We start from the raw sequence: 23630 nt of genomic DNA, 5'->3' as shown, positions 1-23630 counted from the left end.
ATGGTGTGACGGCGATCACCTGGTTATCTAAGTAGTTCTGGTTGCGGGTGTTCGCCGCTCGTCGGATCACCTGCCCGGCCGCGGCGCGCGGCCGTGAGCAGGCGCAGGACAGGGAGGCCGATCATGCACATCGCCATCGATCCCGAGCGCTGTCAGGGGCATGCCCTGTGCCTCATGGCGGCGCCGGATCTCCTCGACTTCGACGAGGAGGCCGGACGCGCCCTGTCGACCGGCGACGAGGTGCCTCCGGGCGGAGAAGCGGCGGCCGGGCGTGCCGCGGCGACCTGTCCCGAGCGTGCTCTCACCGTCCGAGGCTGATCCGTCCCCCCAGCAGACAGGAACCGAACCATGACCGACGTGGACTTCGACCACCACTCACCCGACTACGCGGAGAACTGGCGCGCGATCAACGAGGACCTGCGGTCCACCTGCCCGGTGGCGCACAGCGGGGCGCACGGCGGACTCTGGGTCGTCAGCCGGTACGACGACGTCGCCGCGGTCGCCCACGACGACGCCACCTTCTCCTCCTACCAGGAGCTGCCCGACGGCTCGCGCAACGGAGCCACGATCCCGGCGTCGGCGCTGCGGCAGGTGCCGATCGAGATGGACCCGCCGGAGTTCTTCGCCTATCGCAGACTGCTCACTCCGTGGTTCTCCCCGGGAGCGGCCAAGCAGTGGCGGCCCTACCTGCGCGAGGTCACCACCTTCTGCGTCGACCGGGTCATCGAGACCGGAAAGGCCGATCTGATCGGGGACATCGCCGCCCCGGTGCCGGCCATCCTCACCCTGAAGCTGCTGGGCCTGCCCGTCGAGGACTGGCGGCCCTTCTCCGACGCCGTGCACGCGATGATCCACACGGTGCCGGGCACCCCCGGGAACGAGGCGGCGATGACCGCCATGTTCACCCTGATCGGGCAGATCACCGAGACCATCGCGCGCAGGCGGGCCGAACCCGCCGACGACCTCCTCTCCCACCTGGTGCGGGCCGAGATCGACGGGCGCCTGCTGAGCGACGAGCGGATCCTGGAGATGGTGACGCTGGTGATCTTCGGTGGCATCGACACCACCACCAACCTGATCGGCAGCGCCCTGGAATGGCTGGATCGCAACCCGGCCGAACGCACCAGGTTGCGGGAGCGGCCCGAGCTGATCGCTCCGGCGGGCGAGGAGTTCCTGCGCTACTTCTCTCCCGTCCAGGTGCTGGCGCGCACCGCCACCCGGGACTGCGAGGTCGGCGGGCAGCCCATCAAGGCGGGGGAGCGGCTCCTGCTGTCGTGGGCGTCGGCCAACTTTGACGAAGCCGTCTTCGACCGGCCCGAGGAGGTGGTGCTCGACCGCTTCCCGAACCGGCACCAGTCCTTCGGTCTGGGCATCCACCGCTGCCTGGGCTCCAACCTGGCCCGCGCGGAGTTCGCCGTCGTGCTGGAGGAGGTGCTGCGCCGGCTGCCCGACTACGCCATCGACGCGTCCGGCGCGCGCCACTACCCCACCATCGGGATCGGCAACGGGTGGATCACGCTTCCGGCGACGTTCACCCCGGCGGCACCTGAGGGCTCCGAAGCCCTGGCCTGAGCGGCCCGCTCGACGAAGCGGGCCCCGTCCATCGGCGGCGCTTAGCGCGCCGCCCCCTGAGAAGAGGAAGTGACGTCATGACGACGACCGGGCAGGAAGTGGACCGCACGCGTCCCGCCGTGCATCTGCGGATCGGCGCCGAGCGCCTGGAGAAGGGTTCGGGCGGCGTGTACGAGCACGTCGATCCGGCCACCGGGCAGGTCGACGCGCGGATCCCGCTGGCCGGGGTCGCCGAGGTCGACCAGGCAGTCCGGGTGGCGCATGAGGCGTTCGCGTCGTGGCGGCGGACGCCTCCGGCCGAGCGCCGCCGGCTGCTGGCGCGGCTGGCCGACCTGATCGAGGCCAACGCCGCCGAGTTCACCCGGCGGGGCACGCTCGACAACGGAACGCCGCTGATGGTCTCGGGCGGCTTCGTGCCGATCTCGGCGGAGTGGACGCGGTACTACGCGGGGTGGGCCGACAAGATCTCCGGGGACGTGACGGCCTCGCCCGGCGACACCGGCGAGTTCGGCTACACGCTGCCCCAGCCGTACGGGGTGATCGGCGTGATCATCACCTGGAACGGGCCCCTGGTGTCGCTGGCCATGAAGATCCCGGCGGCGCTGGCGGCCGGGAACACGGTGGTGGTCAAGCCCTCGGAGCTGACGCCGTTCTGCGGTGAGCTGTTCGCCGACCTGGTGGCCGAGGCCGGCATCCCGGCCGGGGTCGTCAACATCCTGCCCGGAACGGCGGAGGCGGGCGCGGCCCTGGTGGCGCACCCGCTGGTGGAGAAGGTGACCTTCACCGGCGGGCCGGAGACCGCCCGCAAGATCCTCTGCGCCTGCGCCGAGCAGATGAAGCCGTCGGTGATGGAGCTGGGCGGCAAATCCGCCAACATCGTGTTCGCCGACGCGAATCTCGACGTGGCATGCGCGCACGGGGTGATCCTGCCGGTGGCGACCATGTCCGGGCAGGGCTGCGCGTTCCCCACCCGGATGCTGGTGCAGCGGGAGATCTACGACGAGGTGATCGCCAGGGTCACCGCGATCGCCGAGACCATCACCGTGGGCGACCCGTTCGACCCCGCCGTCCTGTCCGGGCCGGTCGTCAACGCCGCCGCCGTCGACCGCATCACCACGATGATCGAGCAGGCCGAGGCCGACGGAGCACGCCTGATCACCGGTGGCGGCCGGCTCAGCCTGGACGGGGAGCTGTCCGGCGGGTACTTCATCGCGCCCACCGTCTTCGCCGACGTGGACCCGCACTCCCGGCTCGGCCAGACCGAGGTCTTCGGTCCGGTGCTGTCCCTCATCCCGTTCGACACCGAGGAAGAGGCGATCTTCATCGCCAACACCACCCGCTACGGCCTGTCGGCCTATATCCAGACCGCGGACCTGGGCCGCGCGCACCGCGTCGCCGAGGCCCTGGTCACCGGAGAGGTCCTCGTCAACGGCGCGCCCAACCTCGCAGTGCACCGACCGTTCGGCGGGCTGGGCCTCAGCGGTTTCGGCAAGGAGGGCGGACGCCAGGGTGTCGAGGAGTTCCTCCGGGTGAAGGCCGTCGGCATCGCCATCGCCTGAGGCCGGCCCTGCTCCACCCGGGTCCAGCGCGGCCCGGTCCGCACATCACATGATCACGCAGTGAGGAAGCACCATCATGGAAACAGGTCTGGCAGGCAAGGTCGCCTTCATCACCGGGGCGGCCCGGGGACAGGGCCGCGCGCACGCCGTGCGGCTCGCGGGCGAAGGCGTCTCGATCATCGGCGTCGACATCTGCGCCGACCTCGCGTCGATGGACTACCCGAACGCCTCCCCCGCGGACCTGGAGGAGACGCGGAAACTGGTCGAGGCCGCGGGCGGCGGGATGGTCGCCCGCGTCGCCGACGTCCGTGACCAGGCGGAGCTCAAGGCGGCGTTCGACGCGGGCCTGGCGGAGTTCGGCAGGATCGACATCGTGATTGCCAACGCCGGGATCGTGAAGTACGGCGAAGAGGACCCGGTTGCCGAGTGGCGCGACATCATCGACACCAACCTCACCGGGGTGTGGAACGCCTGCCGGGTCGCGATCCCCGCGCTGATCGAGGGCGGCCGCGGCGGCTCCATCGTCATCACGAGCTCGTCCGCGGGTCTCAAGGGCGTCGGATCACCGCTCGCCGCGTCGCAGGCGTACACGGCGGCCAAGCGCGGCCTCGTCGGTCTCATGCAGGTCTTCGCCAACGACCTCGCACCGCACGGCATCCGCGTCAACACCGTCCACCCGACGGGCGTGCGGACCGGGATGATAGAAAACGACGCGTTCAGGGAGGTGGCCGCGGCGCTCGGCTCCAACCTGTCGGCGATGCAGAACGCGCTGCCGGTCGCCGTCCTCGAACCCGAGGACATCGCCGAGGCGGTGGCCTGGCTGGTCAGCGACCGGGCCGCGTACGTCACCGGCATCACCCTCCCGGTCGACGCCGGCTTCACCGTGCGCTGAACCGGCTCCGACGAGGAGCGGCATCGGACGGATCGTCCTTCTTCCACGCCGGAGGAGGAGGGGCGATCCGCCGGGTCAGTGGCCGGGGTCCGGCGGACCGGTCGCCGCGCTTCCACGCCGGTCGAGGCGCAGGCGAGGCCGAGCATGGCGCGGGCGAGGTCCATGGGGTCGGGGGCGGGCGGCAGGAGTGCGGCGAAGGCTTGGAGGAGGGAGCCGATGAGGCGGCGCCAGGAGTCGGTGGCGGCGGTGCCGGTGGCGGCGGCGTTCACCGCCGACGTGCTGGACCGGGGGCGTCGCTGACGGCGGCCCTGCGCAACCGGCTCCGGAAACCTCCACAACGAACTCATCGGCTCGGGCGTCCACGCCGCCGACGTCGCGGTCGGCGTCTGGATCGGCGAGGGCGGCCCCGGGGGCTTCCTCTCGGCCTCCGCCGAGCAGATCGCCCCCTGTACTGGGACCTCTACACCAAGCGCGACCAGGCCGAGGATGCTTTCCTCGGCGGACTTCGTACCCATCGGAGGCCGGAACACACGTGCTCCGGCCGTCGGCGCCCGAGGCCCGCGCGAGGGATCGGCTGGTGCGGGCCGGAGGCGGTGGGGCTGCTAGCGTCGGGCGGGAGACGACGTGGGTGAGGGGTCATGGCGCAGGAGGGGACGGCCGCCGCAGAGGGCGGTGCGAGCGCGGTCAAGGCGCGGACGGTGCTCGCGGCGTCCCGGGCCGTGGTGGAGCTGTTCATCGAGCAGGGGACGACGGCGTTCACCATCAAGGAACTCGCGCGGCACGCGGGGGTCTCGGAGCGGTCGTTCTACCGGTACTTTCCGCGCAAGGAGGACGTCATCCGTCCGTTCTTCACGGCGGGGGCGGAGCGGATCGCGGCCGAGGTGATCGGCCGCCCGGCGGACGAGCCGCTGGGGACGTCGCTGTCGCGGGCGTGGGCCGAGTCGTGGGCCGTCACTCATGTGGACCGGTTGCGGGCCCTGCACCGGATCTTCCGGGACGAGGAGAGCTTCCGCGCCCAATGGCTCCAGGTGATGACCGACAGCGAGCGCCTGTGGGCCGAGGCCATCGCGGTCCGGCTCGGCATCGACCCGCGCTCGCGTCGCGCCGTCCTGGCGGGGGCGATGGTGGCCACCGCGGCGCGCCTGTCGACGCAGCCGCTCGAAGGGGACACCGGAGAGGAGGGCCCGGAGAAGGTCTTCGCCGACGCCCTGGAAATGCTGGCCCCGGCGCTGTCCGCCGTCACGGAGAAGTGACGCCGTGAGGCACGGGACCCGGCGCGGCGCGCAGGGCCCCGTGCGACAGGTCGGAGGTCAGACCGCGGACCAGCCGTTGTCCACGGGGAGGACGGCCCCGTTGATGTTGCTCGCGGCGTCGGAGGCGAGGAAGACGATCGCCGCGGCGATCTCGTCGGCCTCGCCCAGACGGCCGGAGTTCAGCTTCGCGTAACCGCTGACGGTGCCGGGCCCGAGTGCCGTCGGGTCGGCCCGCATCTCGGTGACCAGGTTGGTGGCGACGCCGCCGGGGGCCACGGCGTTGACCCGCAGTCCCTTGTCCCGGTACATGACGGCCGTCGACCTGGTGAGCCCGATCAACCCGTGCTTGGAGACGGTGTACGCGGTCCCCGCGGCGCTGCCGCGAAGGCCGGCCTCCGACGCGGTGTTGACGATGACGCCGCGCCCGGCGGCGAGCAGGTGAGGCAGCGCGGCGCGGGTCATCAGGAACGGGGCGGTGAGATTGACGCGGAGGACGCGCTCCCACTCGGCGTCGGTGACGTCGCCGATCGCGGACATCGTGTCGTAGACGCCCGCGTTGTTGATGAGGACGTCGAGGCCGCCGAATCCGTCGACGGCCGTCGCGACGGTCCGCGCGACGACGTCCGGGTCGCTCAGGTCGCCGACGGACACCTGGGCGGTGCCGCCGAGTTCCGCGACCTCGCGGGCCACGGTCTCGGCGCGGGCAGGGTCGAGTTCGGCGACGACGACACCGGCGCCCAGGGCGGCGAACCGCAGCGCGGCTGCCCGGCCGATGCCGGATCCGGCTCCTGTGATGAGGACCGTCCGGTGGGTGAAGTCGGCAGTGGGGTTCATCGGATGCTCCGAGATGCGTTGTACGTGGTGGACGCGGGGTCCTGGCGGGGGAGGGCGCCCCGGGGCAGGGGCGCCCCGGGGTCACCTCAGGGGTGCGATGGCGACGGTCTTGGGCCGGATGAACTCCGCGATGCCCTGGTAGCCGCCCTCGCGGCCGAACCCCGACTCGCCCTGCCCGCCGAACGGAGTCCAGGGCTGGACGACCGCGGCGCCGTTGACGTAGACGGTTCCGGCCTCCAGCCGGTCGGCGATGCCGTGGACGCGGGTGACGTCGCGGGAGTGGATGTAGGCCGCGAGCCCGAACTCGGTGCCGTTGGCGATCGCCACGGCCTCGTCGTCGGTGCCGAACCGCATGACGGAGATGACGGGGCCGAACACCTCGTTCTGCGCGAGCGGACCGGCCGGGTCCACGTCGGTGAAGATCGTCGGCTCGACGAAGCTGCCGTTCGCCAGGTCGCCCCCGACGGGGCGGCCGCCGGTGGCCAGCTTGCCGGAACCGTCCTCGCGGGCCTGGTCGATGACCCCCAGGATGCGCTGCTGCGCCGCCTTGTCGATCACCGGCCCGAACAGCACGCCGGGCTGCGACGGGTCGCCCACCGGCAGTGCCTCGGCGGCGGCGACGAGCTTGGCCACCACCTCGTCGTACACGGGGTCCTGCACCAGGACGCGCGAGCCGAGGATGCACGCCTGCCCGCTGAGCGCGGACAGCCCCATCCGGATCGTCTCCGCGGCCGCCTTGTCCAGGTCTGCGTCGGCGAAGATGATGTTCGCAGACTTGCCGCCGAGCTCCATCACCGACGGCTTGAGGTGCTCGCCGCAGGTCGCGAGGATCTTGCGGGCGGTGGCCGGGCCTCCGGTGAAGGAGATCTTCTGCACCTTCGGGTGCGCCACGAGGGCCTGGCCCGCCGCGGCGGTGCCGGGCACCACGGTGATCGCTCCGGCGGGGAGGCCCGCCTCCTCGGCGAGCCGCGCGAACATCTCCGCGGTGAACGGCGTGAACTCCGACGGCTTGACGACCACGGTGTTGCCCGCCGCCAGCGCCGGAACGACCTTCATGCACAGCGACGCGAGCGGAACGTTCCACGTGATGATCGCGCCGATGACCCCGTACGGCTCGGGCTGGCTGTAGGTGAAGTCGGTGCCCTGGACGAAGGAGCCCGAGACCGAGCCCTGGAGCTTGTCGGCCCATCCCGCGTAGTACGTCAGCCAGTTGACGGCGAGGCGCACGTAGCGCGGTCCGCCGATCACCGGGCTGCCGTTCTCCAGCGCGGCGATCCGGGTGAGCTCCGGCTCGTTCTGGAGGATCAGCGCGCCGAGCCGCAGCAGCGCATCCCGCCGCTGGTCGGGGCGCAGGCCGCGCCAGGCCGGGAAGGCCGCGGCGGACGCCTCGACGGCCTCGGCCACCTCGGCGGCCCCCGCCAGCGGAACCCGCGCCTGCACCCGCCCGGTCGTCGGGTTCACGTGGTCGAACACCCCGCCGGACCCGTCCTGCGACTTCTTCTCGCCCAGCCAGAGCCGGACCTCGGGCAGGGACGCGGAACTCGTCAGCGTGCTCACGCGGCACCGCCCTTGAGGACGAGGTTGGCCTCGGCACCGGCCGCGACGGGCCGGCCGGCCTTCGCGGCGAGGGCGACGGCGGCCTCGACGGTCTCGCGGTTGGTCATCGCGGTGGCGCCCGCGGTGTCCTCGACGCCGACCCGCAGGTGGCCGCCGAGCTCCAGCGCGCGCACGGCGATCTCGGAGTCGAGCAGGACGCCTCCCTGGATGCTGACGATCCAGGGCAGGTCGCAGCCCTCCATCATGGAGAGGTACATGTCCAGGGCCTGCCTGGTCGGGGGCAGGCCGAAACCGGCGGTCGGCCAGCGGTCGCCGCCGAGCTGGTACTCGCCGCCGAAGTACAGCTTGATCATGGACCCGGCCGGGAACATGCCCTTGGCCGCGTAGGCGAGGATCCAGCGGAGATTGCTCGGGTCGTAGACGCCGAGGCTCAGCGGGGTGCCGGTACCGCGAGTGAACTCGACCACCTCGTGCGCCGAGGCGTAGTCGGCGCCGCCCTGGACGTGCCGGTTGGGCAGCCCGTCGTCGGTGAGCATGCCGAACTGGGTGAGGCCCGGGTCGAGCGCGGCCATGGTGAGGGCGCCCGCCGCCGCGAGGGCGGGCAGGTGGGCGTTCTTCTCCTCCATGATCCTGTCGCCCGCGAGGTAGTCGTTGTAGACGAAGGCGTCCGGGTACGCCTTGAGCAGTTCGCTCTCCACGTGAACGACCTGCGCCACGGCGTCCTCGCGGGTCTGCCGGAAGTCGTGGTGGTGGTGGACGATCGCCGCGCCCGCGGCCAGCGACTCCGTCGCCTCGTGGATGATCTGCTCGGTCGTCTGCAGAGGCTGGCCCTTGCGCAGCGGGGTGATGGCGGCCTCGATGACGACGGGGCCGGGGGTGGTTGAGCTCATGGAGCGCTCCTCACAGAGAAGGGTGACCGTCCGCGATCGCGATCAAGAAGACCGCTCGACCCGGACGTCGACCGACGCTACCAGCGTATGGCAGTTTCTGCCATGCCTTGGTGGCAGAAACTGCCACCGCCTGATGTCTCCGGCTGCGGAGCGCTGCCGGCCGGTAGGGTTGCGTCTTCGTTGAAGCGTGAGGTCGGTCCGTGGAAATCCAGCAGCTGAAGAGCTTCGTCCTCGTCGCGGAGCACGGGTCGTTCTCCGAGGCCGCCCGGGCCCTGGGGCTCTCGCAGCCGTCCCTGTCGCAGGCGGTGAACCGGCTGGAGATCGAGTTCCAGACGGAACTGTTCGTCCGCACCGCGCGGGGTGCGGTGCTCACCCCGGCGGGGGAGCGGCTGATCGCGCCGGCCCGCCGCGTGCTGGAGTCGGTGGACCTGACGCAGGCGACGGTGGACGCGCTGCACGGGGTGATGACCGGGACGGTTCGGGTGGTCGCCTTTCACTCGTTCACCACCGAGGCCGCCGATGTCATGGCGGCCTTCCGCAAGGCGTTCCCGGAGGTCGTGCTGAGGGTGCACCGGCCGGAGAACGACGACGCCGTCGCGGGCCTCGTCGCTGCGGGCCTCTGCGACGTGGGCTTCGCCCGGGTCGGTGAGGCCGGGCGGACCGGGCACGATGTGGAGATCGTTCCGGTGGCGGTGGAGGAAAGCGTCGCGCTGGTCCCCGCCGGGTCGCCTCTGGGCGGCACCGACCGGCCGATCACCCTGGCCGAGGTCGCGAGCCTCCCGCTCATCGTGGCTCCGCCGGGAGCTGTGGCACGCACCGCCATCGAGAAGCTGTTCGCCGCGAACGGCGTCGACTACCGAGTCGCCGCGGAGAGCGAGCACCACGAGACGAGCCTGGAACTGGTGCGCGGCGGCGTGGGCGCCTACCTCACCACGCGGGGCGGGCTGCCGGGCGGCGCGGGCCGCACGTTCACCGTCCGGCGGCTCTCACCCCGCCGCGAATGGCCCATCGGCCTCATCCACCGGAAGGGCACCCTGCCCCCCGCGGTGGCCGCCTTCGCCGAGACAGCCCTCTCCTTCTTCCAGGCGCGGTCGCCGGAATCGTAGGCGTGCGCAGCCGTCCCCAGGGGGCGGCGGCGCACGCCGTGTTCACTTCCCAGGGCCTCGGTAAGCGAAGAATCCCGACACCGACGCCTCGGCCTGCGCCGTGGCGTTGCGCCGCTGCGCGCCGAGCAGGACGGTGAGCCGTTGCTCCGACCGCCGGGCACGGGCGGCGGACTCCTCGTCGGCGCCGTGCCGGTACGCGGACAGGTCCGCCCGCAGCGCGTCGATCTCGCTGCGCAGCCGTTCGGCCGCCTCGTCGCGGGTCAGCAGGTCGTGGTCGTCTTCGAGCGGCTGGCCGCTGGTGTCGGGCATCTGACCTCCCATAAGCTATTGCTATATGAGCCAGAAGGGTATCTTATATTACTTAGATCACCTAGTTGAGGAGTCCACCCCATGCCTCTCCAGGACCACATGCAGATCGTCTCCGTGGACGATCACCTCATCGAGCACCCCCGGGTGTGGCTAGACCGGCTTCCGGCCAAGTACCGGGACGCCGGGCCGCAGATCATCGAGACGCCGCAGGGCCACCACGTGTGGCGGTTCGAGGACCAGATCCACCCCTACATCGGCCTCAACGCGGTCGCGGGCAAGGAGCCCAAGGACTTCGGGATGGAACCCGTCCGCTACGAGGACATGATCCCGGGCTGCTACGACCCGGTCGCCCGCGTGGCGGACATGGACGTCGACGGCGTCCATGCGGCCCTGTGCTTCCCGTCCTTCCCCGGCTTCGGGGGAGGCGTCTTCCAGCGCGGCAAGGACAAGGACCTCGCTCTGGCCTGTGTGCGGGCGTGGAACGACTTCAGCATCGACGAGTGGTGCGCCGCCGCCCCCGACCGGTATGTCCCGCTGGCGATCCTCCCGACCTGGGACGTCGACCTGTGCGTCGCCGAGGCCGAGCGCGTCGCCGCCAAGGGCGCCCGGACCGTGTCGTTCCCCGACAGCCCCGTCCCCCTCGGCCTGCCCTCCTTCCACGACGACGCCTGGGCGCCCCTATGGCGCGTGTGCGAGGAGACCGGGATGCCGGTCAGCCTGCACTTCGGCTCCAGCAGCTTCGTTCCGGGGTTCTCCTTCAGCGGTTCCCCCGCGGTCTCGACGGGGGATCTCAAGCCCGCCTCGACGCCGTTCGCGGTGGCGATCGCGCTGTTCGCGAGCAACCTGATGTGGTCGACCGTCGACCTGCTGTTCTCCGGGCAGCTGCAGAAGCACCCGGACCTGAAGTTCATGCTGTCCGAGGGCGGCATCGGCTGGATCCCCTACATCGCCGAGCGCTGCGACTACACCTGGCTCCTGCACCGCCACTACCAGGACATCGACTTCGACGCCCGCCCGTCGGAGCTGCTGCGCGAGCACTTCTGGGGCTGCTACATCGACGACCGGTTCGGCCTGGCCAACCGGCACGAGATCGGGATCGACCGCATCTGCGTCGAGGTCGACTACCCCCACTCGGACTCGATGTGGCCCAACAGCCGCAAGGTCATCGCCGAGACCCTCGCCGACATCCCGGACGACGAGGCCCACAAGATCGTCGAACTCAACGCCCGCGAAGTCCTCAACTTCCCGCGCTGACCGGCACGACACGAAAGAACGATCATGAGTACCAGACCGCTTCCGCAGCCGACCCTGGCGAGCGCGGACTTCTGGGCGGCGGGCGCGGACGGCGAACTGCGCGTAGCCCGCTGCACCGACTGTGGAACCTACATGCACCCTCCACTGCCGCGCTGCCGGTCCTGCCGGAGCGCGAACGTCGCGATGACTCCCGTGTCGGGCAAGGGCGTCATCGCCGGGTTCACCGTTAACCACCAGCAGTGGCTTCCGGATCTCCCGCCCCCCTACGTGGTGGCGGTCGTCGCGTTGGCCGAGGACGACGGGGCACGGCTCACGACCAACATCGTGAACTGCGCGCCGGAGGACGTGCACGTCGGCCTGCGGGTCAAGGTGATCTTCGAGAAGGCGGGTGAGGTCCACCTCCCCCTGTTCGAGCCCGACGACGGAGCGCAGGCCGCGCTCGGGGACGGCCCGATCCCGGAACCGCGCGCTTACGCCGCGGCCCTGCGGCCCATGGCGAGCCCGCGCAAGTTCGAGGACAGGGTCGCCCTCACCGGTGTCGGCCAGTCCGCCGTCGGCAGGCGGCTCATGGTCGATCCGCTGTCCCTGACGGTCGACGCGTGCATGGCGGCCGTCGAGGACGCCGGGCTGACGCTGGAGGAGATCGACGGACTGGCCACCTACCCCGGCGCCGCGCCGGGAGGCATGTCCGAGGGCGGGGTGATGGCCCTGGAAGAGGCCCTCCAGCTCCGGCCGACCTGGGTGAACGGAGGCGCCGATACCCCGGGCCAGATCGGCTCGATCACCTCGGCGATGCTGGCGGTCGCGTCAGGGCTGTGCAGGCACGTCCTGTGCTTCCGGACGGTCTGGGAATCCTCCCACTCCGACCTCCTGCGCTCGGGGCGCTGGTATGCGGGCGGCGGCCGTGCGAGCGGCATGATGGAGTGGCGGCTTCCCTTCGGGGCGGCCTCCGCCGCGAACTGGATCGCGATCCAGGCATCGCACTACTTCCACCGCTACGGCGGCGACCGGGAGACGCTGGGCCACATCGCGCTGAACGCCCGCGCCAACGCCGCGCGCAATCCCGAGGCCGTCTACCGTGACCCGCTGACGATGGACGACTACCTCGGGGCACGGATGATCTCCACCCCGTTCGGCCTCTACGACTGCGACGTCCCCGTTGACGGGGCGATAGCTGTGATCGTCTCGGCGGTCGAGACCGTCCCGGACCGGCCCAACCCTCCGGTCCTTGTCGAGGCCGTCGGCACCCAGATCATGGAGCGGCTGAGCTGGGACCAGGACACCCTGACCCACCTGCCCCAGTCCCTGGGGCCGTCCGCCCACCTGTGGAGCCGCACCTCGCTGCGGCCCGCCGACGTCGACGTCGCCGAGCTCTACGACGGGTTCACCTTCAACGCCCTGTCCTGGCTCGAGGCGCTCGGCTTCTGCGGCTTCGGCGAGGCCCGCGACTTCATCGACGAGGGCCGCGGCATCGCCTTGGACGGCCGTCTCCCGCTCAACACCCACGGCGGCCAGCTCTCGGCCGGGCGGCTGCACGGCTACGGCTTCGTCCGTGAGGCCATGCTCCAGCTACGCGGCGAGGCCGAAGGCCGCCAGGTCGACGGAGCCCGCGTCGCCGTCGTCACCGCCGGCGGCGGCGTCCCCTCCGGCGCGCTGCTCTTGCGCGGTGCCCGATGAACCACCGTCTGACAACCTCGAGGAGAAGACCATGACGAAGCCGTTCACCGGGATCAAGGTTCTCGAAGTCGCCGCGTGGACCTTCGTCCCCGCGGCGGGCGCGGTCCTCGCCGATCTCGGCGCCGACGTCATCAAGGTAGAACCGCCGAACGGAGACCCGCAGCGCGCCCTGATGAACCTGCTCGCCCAGTCCGCCGACGGCGGCAAGGTCGCCAACCCGTTCCTGGAGATCCCCAACCGCGGCAAGCGCAGCATCACCCTCGACCTGAACGCGGAGAAGGGACGGGAGACGCTTCTCCGCCTGGCCGAGGAGTCCGACGTCTTCCTCACCAGCTACCTCCCGGCCGTGCGCGCCAAGCTGGGCATCACCGCGGACGACCTGCGCGCGGTCAACCCGAACCTGATCTACGCCGCCGGATCCGGCTGGGGCCGCAACGGCCCGATGGCCGACCAGGGCGCCTACGACCTGGCCGCCGCCTGGGCGTCGTCCTCTATGGCGTTCAAGATGAGCCGTGGCGGCACCGAGCCGATCTTCCAGCCCGCGGCCTTCTTCGACCTCCTCGGCGGCAACACCATCGCCGGGGCCGTCGGCGGCGCCCTGTTCCACCGCGAGCGCACCGGTGAGGCCGTCGACGTCGACGTCTCGCTGCTCAACATGGGCATGTGGGCGCTCAGCCCCGACATCACCGCGGGGCCGCATGTCGGACAGATCGGCGCGCCGCCCCGCGACGCCGCCCCCAACCCCGTCGTCAACAGCTACGCCACCGCCGACGGCCGCTGGCTCTACCTCGTGCTGCTCCAGGCCGACCGGTTCTGGGCCGAACTCTGCCAGACCATCGACCGTCCGGACCTGATCGAGGACCCGCGCTTCACCGACCTGCCGACCCGTGCCGCCAACGCCCGCGAGTGCGTCGCCGAGCTCGACGCGACCTTCGCCCGGCACACCCTCGACGAGTGGCGCACCCGCTTCAAGGACTTCACCGGAGTCTGGGCGCCCGTCCTGTCCCCGGCCGAAGTGCACGACCACGTCCAGGTCTCCCCCAACGGCCTCCTGGCCTCCCTCGAATCCAACGACGGCGCCCCTTTCCGCCTCCCCGTCTCCCCGATGCACTTCGGCGGCGAGCCCGGCACCCCGGAAGGCCCCGCCCCAGAACTGGGCCAGCACACCGAACTCCTCCTCCTGGAGAACGGCTTCGACTGGGACCAGATCACCGCGCTCCGCGAAGCCGGCGCTTTCGGCTGACCTCCGCCCGACCCACCCCCGAGGAGGATTCATGAGCACTGAGCCGACCTACCGGCTCTACATCGACGGCGCCTGGACCGACGGCGACAGCGATGAGCGGATCGACGTCGTCAACCCGGCGACCGAGCAGGTCATCGGCCGGGTGCCGCAGGCGACGGGCGGCGACGTGGCGCGGGCGATCCGCGCCGCGCGCCGCGCGTTCGACGAGGGCCCCTGGCCCGCGATGCCGGTCCGCGAGCGCGCGTCGGCCATGCTCCGCATGGCCGACGCGATGGAGCGGCGGATGCCCGAACTCGTCGAGCTGAGCATCGCCGAGGCCGGGTCCACCCGCGCGCTGGCCGAATCGATCCAGATCGGCGTCCCGATCCAGCACTTCCGCGACATGGCCGAACGCGTCATGTCCGCCTTCGCCTGGGAGCGGCCGGTGGCGCCCACCGCCGGTCCGGGCATCAGCCAGGGCGTGCTGCGCCGGGAGCCGTTCGGCGTCGCCGCGCTGATCTCGGCCTACAACTTCCCGTTCTTCCTCAGCATCATGAAGCTCGCGCCCGCGCTCGCCGCCGGGTGCACCACGGTGCTCAAACCCGCGCCGACGACCCCGCTGGAGTCGCTGGTCCTCGGCGAGATCGCCGACGAGGCGGGACTGCCGCCCGGAGTCCTCAACGTCGTCACCGGGGACGTCGAGGCGGGACGGGAGCTCACCACCCATCCGATGGTGGACCTGGTCAGCTTCACCGGGTCCGACACCGTCGGCCGCCTGGTGTACGAGCAGGCCGCCCGCACCATCAAGAAGGTGGTGCTGGAGCTCGGCGGGAAGTCCGCCACCATCGTGTGCGAGGACGCAGACCTGGACAAGGTGCTGCCCGAAGTGCTGTTCGGCATCACCGTGCACGCCGGGCAGGGCTGTGCGCTCCACACCCGCACCCTGGTTCACCGGTCCCGGCACGACGAACTCGTCGAGAAGATCGTCGGAGCGCTCGGCCACGTCAAGGTGGGAGACCCGGCCCTGCCGGGCACCATGATGGGGCCGCTCATCAGCCGCGCCCAGCGCGAGAAGGTCGAGAACCTCATCCGCGTGGGCGAGAAGGAGGGTGCGCGCATCGCCTTCGGCGGCGGCCGTCCCGCCGGCCTGGACAAGGGCTTCTTCGTGGAGCCGACGCTGTTCACCGGCGTCGACAACGCGATGGCCATCGCGCAGACCGAGTTCTTCGGTCCCGTCGGCACCGTCATCCCCTTCGAGGACGACGCCGACGCCGTCCGCATCGCCAACGACAGCCCCTACGGGTTGGCCGGCTCGGTCTGGGCGGCCGATCCGGCCCGCGCCTACGAGATCGCCAAGCGGGTCCGGACCGGTTCGGTCTCCATCAACGGTGCCGGGGGCATCTCCCCGCACCTGGCCTTCGGCGGCTACAAGAAGAGCGGTATCGGCCGCGAATGGGGCGAGTTCGGCCTCGACGAGTACCTGCAGACCAAGACCGTCAGCTGGGGCGCCCGTTGAACACGATCTCCGAGAAAGGAACACAGATGGGCAGAGTGCAGGACAAGGTCGTCTTCATCACCGGGGCGGCGCGGGGCCAGGGTCGGGCACACGCGCTGCGGCTCGCGCAGGAGGGCGCCGACATCATCGGGGTCGACCTGTGCGCCGACATCCCCACCAACGACTACGCGCTCGCCACACCGGAGGATCTGGCGGAGACCGTCCGCCTGGTGGAGAAGCTCGGCCGCCGCATGGTCGGCCTGAGGGCCGACGTCCGCGACCCCGGCGCGCTGAGGGACGCCGTCGCCCAGGGCGTCGCCGAGCTGGGACGGCTCGACGCGGTCGTCGCGCAGGCGGGGATCTGCCCGCTCGGCACCCAGGACCCGCAGGCGTTCCTCGACGCCGTCGCCGTGGACTTCAACGGCGTGTTCCACGCCGTGCAGGCGGCGCTGCCCCACCTGCCGGACGGTGCGTCGATCGTCGCCACGGGCTCGGTCGCCGGGCTGCTGCCCGGCGGCACCGACAACCCGGCGATGGGCTTCGGCGGCCTCGGCTACTCCTGGGCCAAGCGCGCCGTCGCCTCGTTCGTCCACGACCTGGCCCTCACCCTGGCCCCGCGCGGGATCCGGGCGAACGCGGTGCATCCCACGAACACCAACACCGCGATGCTCAACAGTGATGTCATGTACCGGCAGTTCCGGCCCGATCTGGCACACCCGACCAGGGACGACGCGCTGCTCGCCTTCCCCGCCATGAACGCGATGCCCGTCGGGTTCGTCGAGCCCGAGGACATCGCCGCCGCGGTGCTCTTCCTCGTCTCGGACGAGTCCCGGTTCGTGACCGGCCTGCAGATGCGCGTCGACGCTGGCAGCTACGTCAAGAACCGACCGCAGCAGCCGGTCTTCTGAGCCTGATCAGCGTCTGGATCCGCCTCACCCTCCGTCCGATGGCCGGGGCACTCGTGCTCCGGCCATCGGCATTGTTTCGGGGGCGGCCGTGCAGCCCGATCTTGACAATATGTTGTCGATTCGACAATGTGTTGGCATGTTGTCCGATGCGCATCCGATCGCTGATCTCATTGACGAAGTGCTTCGCACACAGGCCCGGTTGCTGACCGCGACCGCCGACTTCGGGGCGGGGGAAGGGCTGACCGGGGCGCAGCTGCTGGTGCTGACCGCCGTCGTGCGGGGGGACAGGCCGCCGACGGTTCCGCAGATCGCGCGGAGTCTCGGGCACTCCCGGCAGGCGGTGCAGCGGCTCGCGGACGCGTTGGTCGAGATCGGCATGGTCGAGGCCGTCGACAACCCGGATCACAAGAGGGCCCGCTTGCTCGTGCCGACGGAGCGCGGGCGTGCGGCCTACGCGGCGGCCGACGCCGTCAGCCGGACGTGGGCGGCGGAGGTGACCGCCGGGCTCGATCCGGCCGCCCTGGCCGCGGCCACCGCGACGCTCCGCGAGATCAGGACCCGACTGGAGACCGGCACCACCCCCCGGTGACCACACGAGGAGAGCACATGTGGGATTTCAGTACCGACCCTGAGTTCCAGAAGGAACTCGACTGGATGGCGGCCTTCGTCCGGGAGGAGGTCGAGCCCCTCGACCTGCTCTTCCCGGCCGGAGGCGCCCCGTACGACGTGCGCGACGAGGCCGCGCGGGCGATCCTGCGCCCGCTCCAGCAGCAGGTGAAGGAGCGCGGTCTCTGGGCCTGCCACCTCGGTCCCGAGCTGGGCGGAAAGGGCTACGGCCAGCTCAGGCTCGCGCTCATGAACGAGATCCTCGGCCGCTCCTACTGGGCGCCGACGGTCTTCGGCACCGCCGCGCCCGACACGGGCAACGCCGAGATCCTCGCGATGTTCGGCACCGACGAGCAGAAGCGCCGGTACCTCCAGCCACTGCTCGACGGCGACATCGTCTCGGCCTACTCGATGACGGAGCCGCACGCGGGAGCCGACCCGAAGGAGTTCACCTGCCGGGCCCGCCGTGACGGCGACGGCTGGGTGATCGACGGCGAGAAGTGGTTCACCTCGAACGCCCGGTACGCGGAGTTCCTCATCGTCATGGCGGTGACCGATCCCGAGGCCAGGCCGCACGAGCGGATGTCGATGTTCGTCGTCCCGGCCGACACCCCCGGCATCGAGATCAAGCGCAACGTCGCGACGATGGCCGAGCGGGACGAGCTCGACGAGGGTATCCACGGCTACATCCGCTACGACGCCGTCCGGGTGCCCACCGACGCGCTGCTCGGCGGCCCCGGCCAGGGGTTCGCCGTGGCGCAGGCCAGGCTCGGCGGCGGCCGGGTCCACCACGCCATGCGCACCGTCGGCCAGTGCCGCCGGGCCTTCGACATGATGTGCGAGCGCGCCCTCTCCCGGCGCACCCAGGGGGAGCGGCTCGCCGACAAGCAGGCCGTCCAGGAGCTCATCGCCGACTCGTGGATCGAGCTGGAGCAGTACCGGCTGCTCGTCCTCCAGACCGCCTGGACCATCGACAACCTCCCGCACGGGGCGGCCCGGACCCAGATCGCGATGTGCAAGGTCGCGATGGCGAAGGTCTACCACGACATCGTCCGCAGAGCCGTCCACCTGCACGGCTCGCTGGGCACCACGCACGAGACCCCGCTCGCCGCGATGTGGATGAGCGTCCCTTCGCTCGCCCTCGCCGACGGGCCCACCGAGGTGCACAAGACGACGATCGCCAAGCAGAAGCTGCGCGAGTACACCCCCGCGCCCGGCCTGTTCCCCTCAGAGCACCTCCCGCCCAAGCGCGCGGCGGCACGGGAGCGCTACGCCGCCGTCCTGAAGGAGCACGGCCGGTGAGGACCCGCGACGCGCTGGGCCGGCCCGGAGAGCCCGAGGAGATCATCACCACCGCGCTCTACCTCGTGAGCCCGGAGCCCGTCACCACCGGCGCGCCCCTGCACGTGGACGGAGGGCAGTACTGATGTCCGCTAGCACGGCGGAACTGATCGACTCGTTGCGGGCCAGGGCGACCCGCGCCGCGCAGGCATGGGCTCCGGGAGCGCGGATCTCGGAGGTCCGACCGCTGACCGGGGGAGCCTCCAGCCTCACGTTCATCGCGACCGTCGAGGGCGGGCCCGCGCAGGAGCGGTCGGTGGTCCTGAAGGTGGCGCCGCCCGGCCTCGCCCCCGTGCGGAACCGGGACGTCCTCCGCCAGTCGCGGGTGATGTGGGCGCTGCACGGCCGTCCGGGGGTCCGGGTTCCGCGGGTCCTGTTCGAGGACGCCGGGGAACCGCCGGAGATCCCGCCCTTCCACGCGATGTCCCTCGTCCCGGGCGAGTGCGTGGAGCCTGTCTTGGAGGACGATCGCGATCCGGCGGGCCGTCCGACGGTGCGGGCCCGCGCGCTGGACGCCGCCGGGGTCCTCGCCGCACTGCACCGGGTCGTCCCCGCGGACGTCGGCCTGGCGGACGAGCCCGTGGTCTCCCTCGCCGAGGAGATAGACCGGTGGACCAAGGCCTTCGCCACGGTGCCCGCGGACCTGCAAGGCGACTACGAGCGGTGCGCCCGCGCCCTGCACGCGACGATGCCCGCGCCGCTCCCGCCGGTCGTCAACCACGGGGACTACCGGCTGGGCAACACCCTGTGCCGGGGCGACCGGGTCGAGGCCGTCATCGACTGGGAGATCTGGTCGGTCGGCGACCCCCGTGTCGACCTGACCTGGTTCACCTTCTTCACCGACGAGGGCCGCCACCCCGCCGCCCCGTCCGGCGACCCGACGGGCATGCCCACCGGCGGCGAACTCCTCGACGCCTACCTGACCGTCGCGGGCCTCGGCACGCCCCCCGACCTCGACTGGTTCACCGCCCTCACCTATTACAAGGAGGCCGGCGCCACCGCCCTCCTCATCAAGCGCGGCCGCCGCGCCGAGACCATGCACCCCGCCATCCGCCGGATGATCCCCGCCCTCCCCGGCCTCCTCCGCGAGGCCGAACGCATCCTCGACGGCACCGGGCCGCGCCGTCGGCGCTGAGACCCGGAACCGTCCATGGAGGTGAGGCCCACGAGCGCAAAGCTCGTGGGCCTCACCGCCGTTCATGGAGACGTCCTAACGGGTCATCGAGTGTTCGATCACCTTGATCAGGACCTCCTTGACGGATTCGCGGTTGCGGACGTCGCAGAGGACGACCGGCGTGCCCGGGTCGAGGTCCAGGGCGATGGCGATGGTGTCGGGGTCGTAGCGCTCGGCGCCGTCGAAGCAGTTGACGGCGACGATGAACGGCAGGCCGCGCTTCTCGAAGTAGTCGATCGAGGAGAAGCAGTCGGTGAGCCGCCGGGTGTCGGCGAGGACGACCGCGCCGACGGCCCCGATGGCGATCTCGTCCCACATGAACCAGAACCGGGACTGGCCCGGGGTGCCGAAAAGGTAGAGGAGCAGACCTTCGCGGATCCGGATCCTGCCGAAGTCCAGGGCGACCGTGGTGGTCGTCTTGGACTCGACGCCCGAGGTGTCGTCGACGGCGGTGCCGAGGTCGGACAGGTCCTCTTCGGTGCGCAGCGGACGGATCTCGCTGACCGCGCCGACGAGGGTCGTCTTGCCGACGCCGAAGCCGCCCGCGACCACGATCTTGAGCGTGACCGGGTCGTCGGGCTCAGAGACGCCGTAGGCCACTGATCACCTCCCTGAGTAGGTCGTTGCCGGGCCTGCCGTGCCGGGACGGCGGAGCGCCCGTGGAGATCAGGCCCTGAGTTCGGAGATCGCCGAGCAGAACGCGCATCACGCCCAGCGGGAGGTTCAGCTCGTAGGACAGGTCGACCACCGGGATCGGCCGCGCGCACCTCCGCAGGATCGCCATGTGCTCCGGCTCCAGCAGCGAGGGATCGCCCGCCAGACCGGTGGCGCGCACGACCGTGATGAGGTCGAACAGGTCGCCGGTGGACGGGATGCGTCCCTGGACGACCGCGAACGGCCGGACGATAGGGCCGGAATCCTCTTCGAGCCAGTGCTCCTCGGGTGGATCCATAATGCGACTCCTCCTTCGCTCAGCGGGGGTTCAGCCGGGGGTTCACCGAGAGGTGCGGGCCGACGCGCTTGACCATGAGCGTCATCTCGAACGCGACGAGGCCGACGTCCGCGTCGGCGTCGGCGAGGACGGCGAAGCACGCGCCCCTGCCCGCGGCCGTGACGAAGAAGAACGCCGACTCCATCTCGATGACCGTCTGGAGCACCGCGCCGCCGCCGTAGTCCTGGCCCACGCCGCGCGCCAGGCTCTGGAAGGCCGACGCCGTCGCCGAGAGGCGTTCCGCGCTCTCCGCGCTCAGGTCGGCCGACCGTGCCAGCGGGAGGCCGTCGCTGGACAGCACCAGGGCGCTTCTGATCTCGTCGACCCGCTGGGTCAGGTCGTTCAGCAGCCAGTTCAGCGTTTCCACGCCGTCACCCTTCTCTTCCGGGCTCGGTGTTCCGGTTCGCGTCGGTGCGGCCTCCGCGCTGCACGGGGGCCGTGCGCCCGCGCGCCCAGCCGCGCTGGATCGACGACATCCGGGACCGCACCTCCTCGGGCGAGCGCTCCACGACGGGCGTCTCGCGCTCCTCGACCGCCGCGGGCTCGTCGCGGAGTTGAGGGTTGAGGCTGGCCTGGCGGTTGCGGCGGGGGAGCCCGCCGTAGGTGCCCGCGGTGGCCGCGGGCGCCTGCCCGGCCTGCAGAGCGGGAGGCACGGGCGGAGCGGCGGGCGCGGGCACCGGGGCGGGCTCCGCGGCCTTCCAGCGCGCGTCTCTGTCCCGGCGGGGCTCGTCGACGGGTTCGGGCACCGATGTCCTTTCCAGGCGCTCGTCGGCGGCGGGGGGCGGCGGGGTGTCGGGCTCGCCGGAGTCCTTCGCGATGAGGGAGTGGGGGAGGAGGACCACCGCGGTCGTCCCCCCGTAGGCGGACTTGCGGAGCGAGACCTGGATGCCGTGCTGGGCCGCGAGGCGGCCGACGACGAACAGGCCGATGCGGTCGGCGTCGGCGAGGTCGAAGGTGGGCGGCTTGCTGAGCCGTTCGTTGATCTCGGCGAGGAGTTCGGGTTCCATGCCGAGGCCGCGGTCCTCGACCTCCAGCACATAGCCGTGGCCGACGACGTCGCCGCGCACGAGGACGCGGGAGGGCGGGGGCGAGAACGCGGTGGCGTTCTCCGCGAGTTCGGCGACCAGGTGGACGACGTCGGCTACGGCGCCGCCGTCGATCGAGATCGGCGGCATCTGCTCGACCTTGACCCGCTTGTAGTCCTCGATCTCCGACACCGCGGCGCGGACCAGGTCGACGATCGCGATGGGCTTGCGCCAGGACCGGCCGGGCGCGCCGCCAGCCAGGATGATGAGGCCCTCGGCGTGCCGCCTCATGCGGGTGGTGAGATGGTCGACCTTGTACAGGCCGTCCAGGGTCTCCGGGGCGCTCACCTTGCGCTGCAGCTCCTCCAGCAGCTTCAGCTGCCTGCGGACGAGGGACTGATTGCGCCGCGCGAGGTTCAGGAAGATGAGCGCGATGCGCCGCCGTAGCTCCGCCTGGCCGGTGGCCGCTTCGAGCGCGGTGCGCTGGACCTTGGCGAAGGCCTGGCCGACCTGCCCGACCTCGGTGGTCGTGCTGGGAGGGGGCGCGATGGACTCGCTCTCGATGTCGACGTCCTCGTTGCGGCTGAGCCGGTCGACGACGTCGGGCAGCCTCTCGTCGGAGAGCGTGAGGACCGAGCCGCGCAGCGACGTCAGCTCCGCGGCCAGGCGCCTGCCCAGCCGGATCGACAGGAAGCCGCCGCCGAAGACGGTCGCGAGTCCGAGCACGCCGGTGAGGACCAGCCGCAGAATGATGTCGGAGGTCACCTCGTCGGTGAGCGTCGTGATGCCGGTGGACATCTGCAGGAGGACCCGCTGGTGCTCGACCTGGACCTGGGCGGAGGTCTCCTGCCATTCGGCCAGCGACACCGCCGGGCGGGTGCCGGCGATGATCTGGTCCTCCATGCGCTTCAGCCGGACGGCCGCGGGCGTGGCGAGGACCTGCTCCGCGGCGGACCGGCTCTCCACGGGCAGCCGCGGCAGGAGCTCCTGCGCCGTCGCCCGCTGGTGGGCCACGATCGCGGCGAAGAGCCTCCGGTCGGCGGCGGTCGGCCGGCCCTTCGCCATGGCCCCGGACAGCAGCGTCGTCTCATGGGTGATCATGCTCCGGACGCGGGCGAACGTGGTCCCGTCGATGCCCGCCTGGTAGACCTCGGCGGTCACCTTGTTGGGCAGCTGCTCGACGAGCCCGTCGACCTGCTCGATGAGGGCGTCGTAGTCGCCCATCACCGTCCGCCAGTCGACGCCCCGGTCCACCTTCGCGCGGAGCTCGGCCAGCTTCTGGAGCCCGGTGCCGGTCTCGGCGGCGACGGTCTTGAGTTCAGTGCGGGCCCAGCCCTGGAAGTCGTCCGACGCGATCGCCGCGTTCAGCGCCGTGACGGTGGCGTCGGTCTTCGCCCTCTGGGGGGCGAGTCCCGTGCCGCCGGCCGCGCGGTTCGCGGCGACGTACTGGACCGAGACCTGCCGCTCGGTCTCGAGCATGAACAGCGCCGCGCTCGTCGGCGTGATGAGGGTCGTCGACTCCGCCTTGGAACGGAAGTAGTTCAGCCCGTCGCCGACGCTGGTGACCGCGGCGAAGACCCAGACCACCACGAGCGAAGACAGGGGGATCAGCAGCAGCGTGAAGATCTTGAATCGGATGGATCGTTGGTGGGAGCTCATAGCGCCCGTTTCTCGAGGGGGTGCGTTCGTATGGGGAAGAGACACCCGATCCGGACGGGCGCGTTTCGCGAGCGGGCGGCGTGCGGATCTCCTCTCGTCCGGTGTCCGCCCACGCGGTTCCGACGCGATCTCGGGTCTCTTTGAAGAGAAGTTATCTATCTAAGTAACCTTGGTCTGTCAAAGTTTTGCACGGAAAAGTTGCAATAGATGCGATGAATCGGAGTTGATGTTCCTTATGTCCGCAATGCCGAAGTCCCGGCCGGTGGGTACCGGCCGGGACTTCGGTGTTCTGCGCGATCCGCTGCG

The 23630-nt window shown here is 71.2% G+C and carries 23 protein-coding genes; 15 read left to right on the top strand and 8 right to left on the bottom strand.

Annotated features, from left to right (window positions below; translation table 11 throughout):
- Window positions 1–123: 123 nt before the first annotated feature.
- The 5 genes from EDD29_RS27555 (at window position 124) to EDD29_RS27530 (ending at window position 5276) form a co-directional block, all read left to right on the top strand.
- Window positions 124–318: a ferredoxin gene (locus EDD29_RS27555; RefSeq protein ID WP_123667172.1), complete on the top strand. Its 195-nt coding sequence runs from the start codon at window positions 124–126 to the stop codon at window positions 316–318.
- Window positions 319–348: 30 nt separating this feature from the next.
- A complete protein-coding gene (locus EDD29_RS27550) occupies window positions 349–1572 on the top strand; it encodes a cytochrome P450 (protein ID WP_123667171.1) in 1224 nt (407 codons plus the stop codon).
- Window positions 1573–1649: 77 nt separating this feature from the next.
- Window positions 1650–3131, top strand: a complete 1482-nt coding sequence (locus EDD29_RS27545) for an aldehyde dehydrogenase family protein (RefSeq protein ID WP_123667170.1) — start codon at window positions 1650–1652, stop codon at window positions 3129–3131.
- 76 nt (window positions 3132–3207) lie between these two features.
- On the top strand, window positions 3208–4023 hold the full coding sequence (locus tag EDD29_RS27540) for a mycofactocin-coupled SDR family oxidoreductase (RefSeq protein WP_123667169.1): 816 nt from the start codon (window positions 3208–3210) through the stop codon (window positions 4021–4023).
- A gap of 638 nt (window positions 4024–4661) precedes the next feature.
- The gene (locus tag EDD29_RS27530; RefSeq protein ID WP_123667167.1) at window positions 4662–5276 is read left to right on the top strand and encodes a TetR/AcrR family transcriptional regulator; all 615 of its coding nucleotides are present in this window, start codon (window positions 4662–4664) and stop codon (window positions 5274–5276) included.
- A gap of 57 nt (window positions 5277–5333) precedes the next feature.
- On the opposite strand, the gene EDD29_RS27525 is transcribed toward EDD29_RS27530, so the two are convergent.
- The 3 genes from EDD29_RS27525 to EDD29_RS27515 all read right to left on the bottom strand — a co-directional run bounded on the left by EDD29_RS27525 (window position 5334) and on the right by EDD29_RS27515 (window position 8557).
- Window positions 5334–6110, bottom strand: coding sequence for an SDR family NAD(P)-dependent oxidoreductase (locus EDD29_RS27525; protein ID WP_123667166.1), 777 nt, complete (start codon window positions 6108–6110; stop codon window positions 5334–5336).
- A gap of 81 nt (window positions 6111–6191) precedes the next feature.
- A complete protein-coding gene (locus EDD29_RS27520) occupies window positions 6192–7667 on the bottom strand; it encodes an aldehyde dehydrogenase family protein (RefSeq protein WP_211359939.1) in 1476 nt (491 codons plus the stop codon).
- Complete coding sequence (locus EDD29_RS27515) at window positions 7664–8557, bottom strand: 3-keto-5-aminohexanoate cleavage protein (RefSeq protein ID WP_123667165.1); 894 nt, start codon at window positions 8555–8557, stop codon at window positions 7664–7666. Before EDD29_RS27515 ends, EDD29_RS27520 begins: the two co-directional genes overlap by 4 nt.
- A gap of 200 nt (window positions 8558–8757) precedes the next feature.
- Between EDD29_RS27515 and EDD29_RS27510 the strand changes: the two genes are divergently transcribed.
- Window positions 8758–9663: a LysR family transcriptional regulator gene (locus tag EDD29_RS27510; RefSeq protein ID WP_123667164.1), complete on the top strand. Its 906-nt coding sequence runs from the start codon at window positions 8758–8760 to the stop codon at window positions 9661–9663.
- A 42-nt stretch (window positions 9664–9705) separates the two neighbouring features.
- Here the strand turns inward: EDD29_RS27510 and EDD29_RS27505 are convergent, their stop codons facing one another.
- Window positions 9706–9972: a hypothetical protein gene (locus EDD29_RS27505; RefSeq protein ID WP_123667163.1), complete on the bottom strand. Its 267-nt coding sequence runs from the start codon at window positions 9970–9972 to the stop codon at window positions 9706–9708.
- 81 nt (window positions 9973–10053) lie between these two features.
- On the opposite strand from EDD29_RS27505, the gene EDD29_RS27500 reads away from it, so the two are divergent.
- The 9 genes from EDD29_RS27500 (at window position 10054) to EDD29_RS27460 (ending at window position 19610) form a co-directional block, all read left to right on the top strand.
- Window positions 10054–11226, top strand: a complete 1173-nt coding sequence (locus tag EDD29_RS27500; RefSeq protein ID WP_123667162.1) for an amidohydrolase family protein — start codon at window positions 10054–10056, stop codon at window positions 11224–11226.
- A gap of 24 nt (window positions 11227–11250) precedes the next feature.
- Window positions 11251–12903 carry a thiolase C-terminal domain-containing protein gene (locus tag EDD29_RS27495; RefSeq protein WP_123667161.1) on the top strand — a complete coding sequence of 551 codons (1653 nt, stop codon included), beginning with the start codon at window positions 11251–11253 and terminating at the stop codon, window positions 12901–12903.
- Between the two features lie 31 nt (window positions 12904–12934).
- Window positions 12935–14146: a CaiB/BaiF CoA transferase family protein gene (locus EDD29_RS27490; protein ID WP_123667160.1), complete on the top strand. Its 1212-nt coding sequence runs from the start codon at window positions 12935–12937 to the stop codon at window positions 14144–14146.
- Window positions 14147–14177: 31 nt separating this feature from the next.
- Window positions 14178–15641, top strand: a complete 1464-nt coding sequence (locus EDD29_RS27485; protein WP_123667159.1) for an aldehyde dehydrogenase family protein — start codon at window positions 14178–14180, stop codon at window positions 15639–15641.
- Window positions 15642–15667: 26 nt separating this feature from the next.
- The gene (locus EDD29_RS27480) at window positions 15668–16528 is read left to right on the top strand and encodes a mycofactocin-coupled SDR family oxidoreductase (RefSeq protein ID WP_123667158.1); all 861 of its coding nucleotides are present in this window, start codon (window positions 15668–15670) and stop codon (window positions 16526–16528) included.
- 178 nt (window positions 16529–16706) lie between these two features.
- Window positions 16707–17117: a MarR family winged helix-turn-helix transcriptional regulator gene (locus EDD29_RS27475; protein ID WP_170201605.1), complete on the top strand. Its 411-nt coding sequence runs from the start codon at window positions 16707–16709 to the stop codon at window positions 17115–17117.
- A gap of 17 nt (window positions 17118–17134) precedes the next feature.
- Entirely contained in the window at window positions 17135–18436 is a 1302-nt protein-coding gene (locus EDD29_RS27470) for an acyl-CoA dehydrogenase family protein (RefSeq protein WP_123667156.1), read from the top strand.
- Window positions 18433–18561: an SDR family oxidoreductase gene (locus tag EDD29_RS27465; protein WP_123667155.1), complete on the top strand. Its 129-nt coding sequence runs from the start codon at window positions 18433–18435 to the stop codon at window positions 18559–18561. The genes EDD29_RS27470 and EDD29_RS27465 overlap by 4 nt, the downstream gene beginning before the upstream one ends.
- Window positions 18561–19610: a phosphotransferase family protein gene (locus EDD29_RS27460; RefSeq protein ID WP_123667154.1), complete on the top strand. Its 1050-nt coding sequence runs from the start codon at window positions 18561–18563 to the stop codon at window positions 19608–19610. The genes EDD29_RS27465 and EDD29_RS27460 overlap by 1 nt, the downstream gene beginning before the upstream one ends.
- A gap of 75 nt (window positions 19611–19685) precedes the next feature.
- On the opposite strand, the gene EDD29_RS27455 is transcribed toward EDD29_RS27460, so the two are convergent.
- From EDD29_RS27455 to EDD29_RS27440, 4 genes are read right to left on the bottom strand one after another with little or no spacing between them, the layout of a single operon-like run.
- Window positions 19686–20249: a GTP-binding protein gene (locus tag EDD29_RS27455; protein WP_123667153.1), complete on the bottom strand. Its 564-nt coding sequence runs from the start codon at window positions 20247–20249 to the stop codon at window positions 19686–19688.
- Window positions 20230–20601: a DUF742 domain-containing protein gene (locus tag EDD29_RS27450; protein WP_123667152.1), complete on the bottom strand. Its 372-nt coding sequence runs from the start codon at window positions 20599–20601 to the stop codon at window positions 20230–20232. Before EDD29_RS27450 ends, EDD29_RS27455 begins: the two co-directional genes overlap by 20 nt.
- A 19-nt stretch (window positions 20602–20620) precedes the next feature.
- Window positions 20621–21007, bottom strand: a complete 387-nt coding sequence (locus EDD29_RS27445; protein ID WP_123667151.1) for a roadblock/LC7 domain-containing protein — start codon at window positions 21005–21007, stop codon at window positions 20621–20623.
- Window positions 21008–21011: 4 nt separating this feature from the next.
- Window positions 21012–23324, bottom strand: a complete 2313-nt coding sequence (locus EDD29_RS27440) for a sensor histidine kinase (protein WP_123667150.1) — start codon at window positions 23322–23324, stop codon at window positions 21012–21014.
- Between the last annotated feature and the right edge of the window lie 306 nt (window positions 23325–23630).

The sequence above is a fragment of the Actinocorallia herbida genome (genome assembly GCF_003751225.1).
Taxonomy (GTDB): Bacteria; Actinomycetota; Actinomycetes; order Streptosporangiales; family Streptosporangiaceae; genus Actinocorallia; species Actinocorallia herbida.
Note: the sequence above shows the minus strand (reverse complement) of the source record. Positions and strands in the feature narration are given on the sequence as shown.